General features: G+C 45.5%; 8 protein-coding genes. 2 read left to right on the top strand and 6 right to left on the bottom strand.

Going from position 1 to position 10,000, the window contains the following annotated elements; translation table 11 throughout:
- Together LDL40_RS14270 and LDL40_RS14265 are read right to left on the bottom strand one after the other, a co-directional pair.
- Nucleotides 1-594: hypothetical protein (locus LDL40_RS14270; protein ID WP_300996075.1), on the bottom strand; the 594-nt coding region annotated here is incomplete at its 3' end.
- 217 nt (nucleotides 595-811) lie between these two features.
- Nucleotides 812-1,876 carry a Fic family protein gene (locus LDL40_RS14265; RefSeq protein WP_300996074.1) on the bottom strand — a complete coding sequence of 355 codons (1,065 nt, stop codon included), beginning with the start codon at nucleotides 1,874-1,876 and terminating at the stop codon, nucleotides 812-814.
- A 245-nt stretch (nucleotides 1,877-2,121) separates the two neighbouring features.
- Between LDL40_RS14265 and LDL40_RS14260 the strand changes: the two genes are divergently transcribed.
- Nucleotides 2,122-5,172: an EAL domain-containing protein gene (locus tag LDL40_RS14260; RefSeq protein ID WP_300996073.1), complete on the top strand. Its 3,051-nt coding sequence runs from the start codon at nucleotides 2,122-2,124 to the stop codon at nucleotides 5,170-5,172.
- On the opposite strand, the gene LDL40_RS14255 is transcribed toward LDL40_RS14260, so the two are convergent.
- The 3 genes from LDL40_RS14255 to LDL40_RS14245 all read right to left on the bottom strand — a co-directional run bounded on the left by LDL40_RS14255 (nucleotide 5,122) and on the right by LDL40_RS14245 (nucleotide 7,956).
- Nucleotides 5,122-6,441, bottom strand: a complete 1,320-nt coding sequence (locus LDL40_RS14255) for a 3-oxoacyl-ACP reductase (protein ID WP_300996072.1) — start codon at nucleotides 6,439-6,441, stop codon at nucleotides 5,122-5,124. The two genes, LDL40_RS14260 and LDL40_RS14255, sit on opposite strands and share 51 nt — an antisense overlap.
- 120 nt (nucleotides 6,442-6,561) lie before the next feature.
- The gene (locus LDL40_RS14250; RefSeq protein ID WP_300996071.1) at nucleotides 6,562-6,852 is read right to left on the bottom strand and encodes a high-potential iron-sulfur protein; all 291 of its coding nucleotides are present in this window, start codon (nucleotides 6,850-6,852) and stop codon (nucleotides 6,562-6,564) included.
- 345 nt (nucleotides 6,853-7,197) lie between these two features.
- Entirely contained in the window at nucleotides 7,198-7,956 is a 759-nt protein-coding gene (locus LDL40_RS14245; protein WP_300996069.1) for an ABC transporter substrate-binding protein, read from the bottom strand.
- A gap of 185 nt (nucleotides 7,957-8,141) precedes the next feature.
- Between LDL40_RS14245 and mltA the strand changes: the two genes are divergently transcribed.
- On the top strand, nucleotides 8,142-9,257 hold the full coding sequence (gene mltA / locus LDL40_RS14240) for a murein transglycosylase A (protein WP_300996068.1): 1,116 nt from the start codon (nucleotides 8,142-8,144) through the stop codon (nucleotides 9,255-9,257).
- A 12-nt stretch (nucleotides 9,258-9,269) separates the two neighbouring features.
- Here the strand turns inward: mltA and LDL40_RS14235 are convergent, their stop codons facing one another.
- Nucleotides 9,270-9,797: an acyloxyacyl hydrolase gene (locus tag LDL40_RS14235; RefSeq protein WP_300996067.1), complete on the bottom strand. Its 528-nt coding sequence runs from the start codon at nucleotides 9,795-9,797 to the stop codon at nucleotides 9,270-9,272.
- Between the last annotated feature and the right edge of the window lie 203 nt (nucleotides 9,798-10,000).

The raw sequence follows: 10,000 nt of genomic DNA, 5'->3' as shown, positions 1-10,000 counted from the left end.
CAACTGATCTTTCCTCAGCGCCAGATCAATCACCGAACTTTCCAGCAATGGATCAATAAAGTCAAAATCCGCTGAATACATCAGTACAACAAGCTCGGCTCCGGCCTTTCTTAACGTGGCAGCTTGTTGCACTATGGCGGGTCTGGGGTCTGTGATGGTGATCCTTTTTAGTGGATACTGCTCGGCTGCAGCTGGAGATAAAACCGCCACTACCCCTATACTCACTTGATTTTTCTTCAGCAAGACTGCGGATTCCAAACCATCCAGATTGCCCTGAGTGACGGGGTCATAAATATTGCTGGCGAGCACAGGAAAAGAAGCTTCATAGCTGCGCTGCGACAACTCATCCTCGTAAAAACTGAATTCACGTTTGGCTACCGCCATAGCGTCAGGTTCAAGCCTGTTCAAAACATCGATGACATGCACACCACGATCAAAAGAAGACAGGGTACTTGGGCCCAGACTATCGCCACCAAACAAAAAAAATACCGGCAAAGCTTTGCTTCGCTCTGTGTTGAGCACTGTCGCCAGTTCAGCGTAATCACCACCCATGTGCTCTATCACCAAAGGCATTTCAGCAGCATAAACTATCACGGCCTGCCGGCTTTGGGCGTGGCATGAAAAGCTTGCGGATCCCAGCAGCAGAGCAAAACATGCCACGGAATTAGAAAGGAATGTTAACGCTAAAAGCTTCACACTGATCGATAAAGTCACTGGTCATATGCAGACTCTAAATGCAAAACACTGCATTTGGCCAGTAATATTTAGTAAAAACTGCAGTCTATGGCATTTTGGCAATACATCAATAGTGCTAAGCCACCACTTGCCACCGGCCTCCTTTAGCAGGACCCGTGCGGACTAATTTTCCTTCAGCTTTGAGTTTAGCCAGTTGCTTTTCTATGGCCCTGGAACTCAACCCCAACTCGTCCGCTATAGTTTTCGCACTCAATCTGTTGTCTTTCTTCAATTTTTTTAAAATCTGGTCTTCGGTTTTGTACCAAGGCCCAGAGGTTTTGCTTTTTACTTTTTGTGCTTTGAGCTGAGCAAATTGTGATAAATCAACCAAGGGTTGGTCCGGCAACACCAAAGTCTGATTCAACTGATTTTGCTGCAGCTGGGCGGACTCCAGTATCAGACACTCTTCGATACAACGCAGCATAAAAAGGATAAATGCAGTGGCATCATACTTTGGCACCGACTGTCTCAGTGCTTTGTAATAATCGCGGGCTTTGTCTTTTAAGATAGAGCTGACCGGTAAATAAGCCAATGCGACATGCCATTGAGTTAAAATAAGTTGCTGCCATAATCTGCAAACACGCCCGTTGCCATCCGAAAAAGGATGAATAAAAGCCAGTTGGTAATGCATCAGACAGGATGTAATTAAAGGATGGGTCTGTTCGCGTTGCAACTTGTCACACAGTGACTCAACCAAAGCCCCTACCTGAGCCGGGGGTGGTGGCATATGTACTAGTTTATGACCTTCATAGACACCAGCTCCTTGCTGACGGTACAGGCCAGCATCGCAGACTATAGATTGCATTAATACTGCGTGAGCGCGTTGCAAATCTCCACTAAGAAAAGGGTTGAACTGATCGAGACAGGGAACTAAAGCCAAGGCATTGTTTGCTTGCTGAATATCATGCGCTAATGCCACAACTCGTTTACCTGAGGCCAGCTCCTGAAACTGTACCAGAGAGAGAGAGTTGTGATCCAAGGCCAGGCTGGAATGCAATGAACGGTGCTGCAATACCAAAAGTTGCTGATCGGACAATGTAGCCACCAATACAGCCCATTGGCTCAACTGTTGTTCTATGCGTTGCACTAAAATCGCTATGTCCGGACTCGGCAGATAAAAAGTCTGGTACTTATCCATCATACAGCCACCCACTTTTAAATCACTGTCTTCAATCTATTGACCCGTTAAGACTAATAGAGGTTCACTGAAAAAACAAAGTGTTAGCAAATTTTGAGCGTTTTTTCTAAATTTTTATAAATAAAACCGTAAAAACAGAACTCTACGACTTGCTTTCGCTATCCGGCTCAATAACTATTGAGTCTGCATATATCGGCATAATGCAGCAGCCTGAACTACGGCTGAACAGACAGAACACAGGAGTTTTTGTGCAAGTAAGGCGTTATACCACTTCGGAACTTACCCTGAGATTTTGGGCAGCTTTTGCTTTGCTTTTGACTTTCAGCGCCATTTTTATTGCTTATGTTTATGCGGAAAAACGTATTGATGAAGCCAATGCTCAACGGGTTTATTCATTAAAAATCATAGGGGAACTACGTCAATCTTCAGACGATTTAACTCGAATGGTGCGAAGTTATATCGCAACTGGTGAACATCGCTATAGAGACCATTTTAATGAAATTATAGCCATTCGAAACGGTCAGGCAGCACGGCCAATAGATTATCACCAGGTGTATTGGGATTTAGTAGGCGAAGATAACCAGCGTCCTCGTCCGGCAGGCTCGAGAATAAGTCTGATGGATTTGATGAAAGCTACAGCTTTTACTGACTCAGAACTGGCTACCTTGTCTGAAGCTAAAGCGCAATCCGATCTGCTGGCAATAACAGAACAAAACGCCATGCAACTGCTGGAGCGACCCGAAACAGATCAGGCGCAAAAAGTTAAGAACCGACAACAGGCATTATTAGCCGTCTTTGATCAAAACTATCACACAGCTAAGATGGCTATTATGCGACCTATTGCCCGGGTTTACAGCCAGGTCGATACGCGCACAGCGAAAGAAGTGGATAATGCCATGTTTCACGCCCTGCTGACGCGCATACTCTTTATTTTATCCGGTCTGCTGCTGTTTTATTCGTTATGGGATATTAAAAGAGTCCATAACAGTATTTTGGGCGCCTCGGTTAGTCATCTGTACGAGCAAATCAAAGCCATGGGCAGTGGCGAAATACTGCAAAGTGCATCGCTACGCAAAGCAAAACCCGGCAGTATTATGAGCTGGTTGGGTGCTACTCAGTTGAGATTAAATGCGTCTATTCAGGAACGGCAGAGCCTGATCCATACACTGCAACAAAAAGAGCAATACCAACGTACTTTGATCGACAGCATTCCATTTGTTGTCTGGTTAAAAGACATTCATGGCCGCTACCTGGAAGTGAATCAAAAATTCGCTGAACAATTTGAACACCGGAATACCAGTCTGTTGGTTGGCAAAACAGATGCCGAGCTGTTTGACGCTCAAAGGGCTTTAAATCACGTAGTGCATGACAAACAAGTACTGACCTGTGGTGAACCAGTGGTGATAAGGTCTCAACATAAAACAGATAACGAACTGCATTGGTTTGAAACCTACAAAGCGCCCGTGGTAGTGGACGGAGAGAAAGTGGGTACTGTGGGCCTATCACGGGACATCACACTTGAGCACACCGCTGATAATAAATTGCGCTTGTCAGCCAGCGTATTCACCCATGCCCGTGAAGCCATCATGATCACGGATCCCTTGGGTGTGATGATAGATGTTAATCAGGCATTCACTGAAATCACGGGTTACACAGCAAAACAAGCCATAGGTTGTACTCCACGTCTGCTGCAATCCGAGCATCAGGATGAACAAAGCTTCAATCACATGTGGCAAAGCCTGCAACAACAAGGCTTTTGGTCAGGAGAACTTTGGAGCCGCAAAGCGTCCGGCGAAGACTACTTTCAAAGCTTAACCTTAAGCGCCGTGCTGGATGAAAAAGGTCAGCTACAGCATTATGTGGGATTATTTTCCGATATCACCAGCCAATATCAGCAGCAACAATATTTAGAAAAAATAGCCCTGTACGACAGCATGACAGGTCTGCCAAATCGCAGCTCCCTGACCAGACAGTTACAAGCACTGTTGCAGAAAGCTGATACAAACAAGATGTTGGCAATAGCTTATCTGGATTTAGATGGTTTTAAAGAAATTAACGATCGGCATGGTCATGAAACAGGTGACCAGTTCCTGATCGCATTGTCGGAAAGGTTAAAAGAGCAACTTGCTGAAAATGAGTTGCTCGCCCGTATTGGCGGTGATGAATTTGTAGTATTGCTGCCGCAGTTAATCGACAAAAAATCGGGTTTGACAAAAATTCAGCAGTTGCTTGATGTGGTCGCTAAACCACTAAAAATTGATGAATGGATGTTGTCTGTGTCTGCCAGCATAGGTCTGACCTTTTATCCCCAAGCTGATGCGACGGAAGCCGAACAGCTGATCCGACAGGCAGATCATGCTATGTATCAGGCAAAACAGGACGGGAAAAACCGTTGTCATCTATTTGATACAGACTACGCCCGCAGTTTACGTGGCCACCAGGAAACCATTCAGGAAATTCGTCAGGCCTTGCAGCAAAAACAGTTCAAATTGTTTTATCAGCCTAAAGTCAATATGCATACCGGGGAAGTTATTGGCGCTGAGGCGTTAATCCGCTGGATGCATCCGGAAAAAGGTATGGTAGCCCCTGCTCTGTTTTTGCCCGCGATAGAACAACACAGTCTGGGTGTCGAGTTAGGATATTGGGTCATAGAGGAAGCACTGCGGCAACTGGCTGACTGGCAACATCAGGGCATGGCCATACCTGTGAGTGTCAATATCTCTGCGTACCATTTGCAACAGCTGGATTTTGTTAACAGGTTGCAATTATTGCTGCATTTTTATTCAGATGTTCCTGCCTGTCTGCTTCAGCTGGAAATTCTGGAAACCAGTGCACTCAATGACTTAACTCATGTTCAGGCTGTTATGCAGGCTTGTATCCGAAGTGGCGTTAGTTTTGCACTGGATGATTTTGGTACCGGCTATTCATCTTTGACCTACTTAAAACAGCTGCCTGCTAAAGTACTGAAGATAGATCAGAGTTTTGTCAGGGATATGCTGGTTGACCCGGATGATTTGGCTATCCTCAAAGGCATCATAGTACTGGCCAATGAATTTAAACGTGAAATTGTTGCCGAAGGCGTTGAAACAACAGAGCATGGTGAAGTGTTATTGCAACTGGGTTGTACTCACGCACAGGGCTATGGTATAGCCCGCCCCATGCCTGCAGAACAATTTATTCCCTGGAAAAAGGCCTGGCAGCCACCTGAACTCTGGGCTACAGCCATTATTGGTGGCAATAAAGGCACATCAGGCGCCGATGAAACACTGACCACATACCCTCAACACCACGCCATTTAAACCAGCTGCATCAGGACGGGCAAAAAATGCTACAGCCTGCGCCACATCTTCCGGTAGTCCGGCCTGATGCAGCGAATTCAGACGCCGTCCTATTTCCCTTGGTAGCATGGGCATAACGGCCGTCATTTGAGTTTCAATAAAACCAGGAGCTACAGCATTAAAGGTGATGCCGTTCTTGTGCTGCTTCGCCATAAACTGGCAATAACCTACTAAAGCCGCTTTAGAACTTGCATAGTTGGTTTGACCTTTTTGCCCCGCCAATCCGTTCATTGAGGATAGCAGCACGACCCGTCCTTGTGGCTGGATCTGATTGCTTTGCATCAGCCTTTGATCAATGCGTTGTACAGCCCGCAGATTCACATCAAGCGTCTGTTGCCAATGTTGCCCGCTCATCTTGTAAAACAGCTTGTCCCTGGTAATGCCAGCGTTGTGCACCAGAATATCCAAAATAATGCCTTGCTCTGTTAACCAATCACTGAGTACATCAGCACTATTATGCTGACTGATATCCAAAGCCAGACTTTTTCCTTTAAGCCCGGCCATTAAAGCCGCTAGCTGTTGTTCTGTCTGGGCTACATCTACTCCAACAACAGTTGCCCCTTGCCTGCTCAATGTCGCTGCCACAGCAGCCCCAATGCCTCGGGAAGCCCCTGTTACCAGCGCAATTTTTCCTGATAAAGGTTGTATCCAGTCACAGATACCTGAAAGCTTGGCATGACGAACCGGCACAACCTGCCCTGAAACATAAGCGGACGCTTTGGATAGAAAAAACTCGACCGCTGGGATCAGGCTTTGTTGCACCCCCTGATGTACGACCAGCAGATTGGCAGTGGTGCCAAAAATTCCCAGCTCTTTGGCCAAAGAGCGGACAAACCCTGATAAAGCAGCGGTTGCAGCTGCAGTTTCCGCATTTGCAACATCCTCAATAGCCCTGGCTAAAACCAATACCCTGCCATTTTTTGCCAGTCGCCGCAGTGCTGGCTGCACTTGCTCTAGTATCAGGTCCAATTCAGCTGTGGTTTGCAGCCCAATACCGTCAAACAAAATGGCCTGTAAAGGATTAGCCGAACTGTTGTCCAGAACAAGACCAGCTAACGTCTGCAAATGCTGCCGCAACAGTTCGCTATGTTCTGAAGCTTTGCCACAAATTAAGACATGACCACTGATTGACTGGGTCTCTCCCGCAGGACGGAGCAAAGGTGTGGCTTGAGGTATACCGCACCAGGCCGCTACTTTAGAAGTTAAAAAGGTATTCACCAGGGATGTCATAACCGCTCTCTGTCAAAGCACAAATAGTGGTTATCTTAACCAGTTCGCTGCGAAGTTATCAAAAAAAACAGCCGGACTATGAAAAGGCCAGCTGTATGATGTTGCTACGTATTAAGGCGTTTATGCTTTTTTTACCCAAGCAGCACACCAGCCTTCAGCGCTGACTAATTTACCCGGAAATATATTACAGCCCCTTAATGCATCACCCTCTTTACCTTGTACTTGCATACAATTAGCGCAGTTTGAACCTGCTACCGTCGATTTACTGACATACTTCATGGCAACAGCCATTGGGTCATCCGGCTTCACCTGCTCCTGTGCTACCGCATGCAAGGCTGTACCACCGAGCGTGATGCCAACCAAAGTCGAGGCTGATAATTTCAAAAAATTACGTCTGTCTAAATTTCCCATCTCTTCTCTCCGTTCTTGTCATTGTTGTATCAGAGTGTTCTGCCCTCTGACATAAACCCGGACCAGGTCAAGATGTAAGTTTCAGCATTACAGGGCATAAACTCTGTACCTGAGCTAATAAGGTTTCGTACAGCGCTCATTGTGTTAGCTAAAGAACTACTAAAGCTGCCACTAGTAGACTGGTGTTAAACCTTATCTCTCAGACTGACTACTGCATCTTGAATTTTCCCGGGTGTACAGCCTACGAAGTATGGATGAAAAAAGACTAGTCTGGATTGATCTAACACAGTGTCTTACCAGAATCTATCTGGCAAGTTCAGCAGACAGCACCGTCAGGATTAGGGCTTATGATTTAGTAACATAAAACTTCAGCCACTGCGCTATGGTGCCTTGCTGACGTTCCTTGGCCAGATACTGATTAAAAGCTGGCAATACTTTAATCCAGCGCGGATGAAAAGCTACAGTGAGCCCGACGGGACCAAAGCCCTGTGCTGAACGGTAAAGTTGGTGATCAGGAAAATGATGGTACATGAGCCAATAAGCAACATGTTCATTCATAAAAGCGAAGTCACACCTGTCATTGAGTAACATTTTCAATTGTGCCATTTCGCTTGAAGAATCCACTCTGACCGTGCCCTGGTTCTGAAAAAATGGCGTTAACGCTGCATAAACATAATACTGGCGGGTACAAATACTTTTACCTTTCACCCAATCAGCGAGCTGGCCTTTTGCAGCCAGAGGCTGGCGGGAAAATAAATAGTCCTGATGTTCGAGCAGAGGCTCGGAAAATAACAGTTGTTCCGGGTGCTGAGTCCATTCTTTTGCCAGCAAGATAGCATCAACCTCCCCTTGATACAGTCGATGCTCCGCTCTTGTTCTGTTGTCTGCCACATAATGCACAGTGATGTGGTGTTGATTAAAAAAGTCCTGTAACAATTCAGGTACCAACCCAACTACCTTCTCAGTATTTTCATCCTGATACATATAAGGTGGCACCTGAGGGTAATACAATACAAACTTAAGCTCTGTATTTTTGGCGGCCGCTTGCACTGCAGCTACGATGCAATACAAAATAAACAACAGCATTACTTTCCATAGTTTCATTCTGTTACCTTTAAGATCAGTGCAGATATAGCCTTTATTGTAGTGATAATACAAGCATTAGCATTTTTATCAAATGCTAGTTTTTAGCTGGTGAAAGTTGAAAAATAACACCAGCGCAGTTGTCAGTCTGGTCGTCATGACATAGAGTGCCGCCACTCGTTGTATTTTTTTGAACTTCACTTCTTATGAAACAACCTCTTCTGTTGCTTTGTGTTACGGCTTTGCTATTGTCAGCTTGTTCTCAAACCCCGGGTATTCATCATTCAAATCAGTTTGCCAACAATGGCCTGGATAAAAAAGCCAGCCCTCTCAGTGGTACTTATCAGGTCCAGCAAGGTGCAGTACTAAAAGCTCAATGGCTTACACCAGAGTTATTAGCAGGGCTAGAACAACAACTTAAATACCTGGAAAAAAAATCTGTAGCCCAGCAGCATAATCTACCTGGACTGCAGATCTCTAAAAGCCAATTAAAACAGACCATAGTCAACTTAAAAAACTGGGCAGAACAACCAGCACATAGTGGCAGTAATGCCTTTGCGTTACATCAGCTTGCAGGTGAGGATGGCAAAGGTAACGTGCAATTTACCGGCTATTATGTGCCTGTCTTTAAGGTGCGAACTACAGCTGATGCTGAATACAAATACCCTATTTATCGCAAACCTCTGGGCCTGACCAGTTACCCTAGCCGTGAACAAATTGACTTTGAGCAAGCTTTAGCGGGTCAGGGACTGGAGCTGTTTTACAGCAACAGTCTGGTAGATAACTTCTTTATGCAGGTACAGGGGTCTGGCGTAGTAGAAGATGAGTACGGTCAGCAACATTTATTAAGCTATGGGGGGGGTAACGGTCATTCCTACCGTAGTCTTGGCAAAGTATTGATTGAGATGGGTGAATACACAGCGGACACTATTTCCGCCACTGCTATTAAAGAATGGTTGGCAAAACACCCGGAAAGACAACGTGAGCTGATGAGTCGTAACCCCAGTTATACATTCTTTTCAGCTGGTCTGGATAAACCAGTGGGTGCCGCCAATGTACCTTTAACGCCACTGCACTCCATTGCGGTTGACCCGGCTTTTATACCTTTAGGTTCAGTCTTGTTGGCACAAGTCCCTATTCTGAACAGAAAAGGAGAATTGACGGGCCATGAATTCAGATTAATGTTGGCTCAGGATAAAGGAGCAGCTATTAAAACGCCAGGCCGGATTGATGTCTATCAGGGGATTGGAGATGCAGCCCAGCAGCGTAGTGACAGTTTGCGTCATTACGGCAAAATCTGGCTGATTTTGCCGAAAGACTAAATCAAGGTCTGGTTAAAAACGCCATGCATAAGACAGATTTATAAAATCCATCCCAGGGTTAGGTTTTTCAAGTCCACCATTGGAATAGTGGAAATAGCGAAGTGAAATACTGCGTTTTTTCGCCGGATCTAATGCCAATGTCAAACCTAGCCTGTCTTCAAACTGATAATAAGAGCCCAGATTTTTGCCAGCGAATCGTTTTTTATCTAAAAAGCTGACGCCTATACCAAATTCCCAAAACAAAGCTTTGCCACCCAGAGTCGCGAACTGTCGTGTCAGCACTGGGGACAATGCAATCGCTAAATTGTCATCATACTCAGCAGGGTCACCATAACGCCATTTGTTAGCGCTAAGTTCCAGATATATATGCGCATCACCTACTACAGGTAGATCGGTAACAGTGCCGTGATAAGGTCTGTATGCCAACCGCACTCCTGTAACATCGCCCTCACCTTTAAGTAAATCAATTGCCATTTCATCCGCTGTGGCAGCTGTAGTGGCTCCTAAACCGAGCAGCAATGCCATGATTAACTTTTTCATACTTATCTCCGGTGTTCTTTTGTTCTGAATTGCCGCTCATTTTACCGAGCGAAATAGAGAACAAAAAACGCTATATAACTAACAATTCATTCTGTTTTTGAGATTAAAAAACCTCCCGCAGGAGGCTTTGGGTTCAGTAACTTTTAGTTCAGATGCTTTTTCAGCGCCTGGCCGGCCTGGTCCAGAGCAGCTTGAGTGCCTGG

Source organism: Rheinheimera sp. (assembly GCF_020217005.1).
Classification (GTDB): Bacteria; Pseudomonadota; Gammaproteobacteria; order Enterobacterales; family Alteromonadaceae; genus Pararheinheimera.
This window is presented reverse-complemented; position numbering and strand designations above follow the sequence as displayed.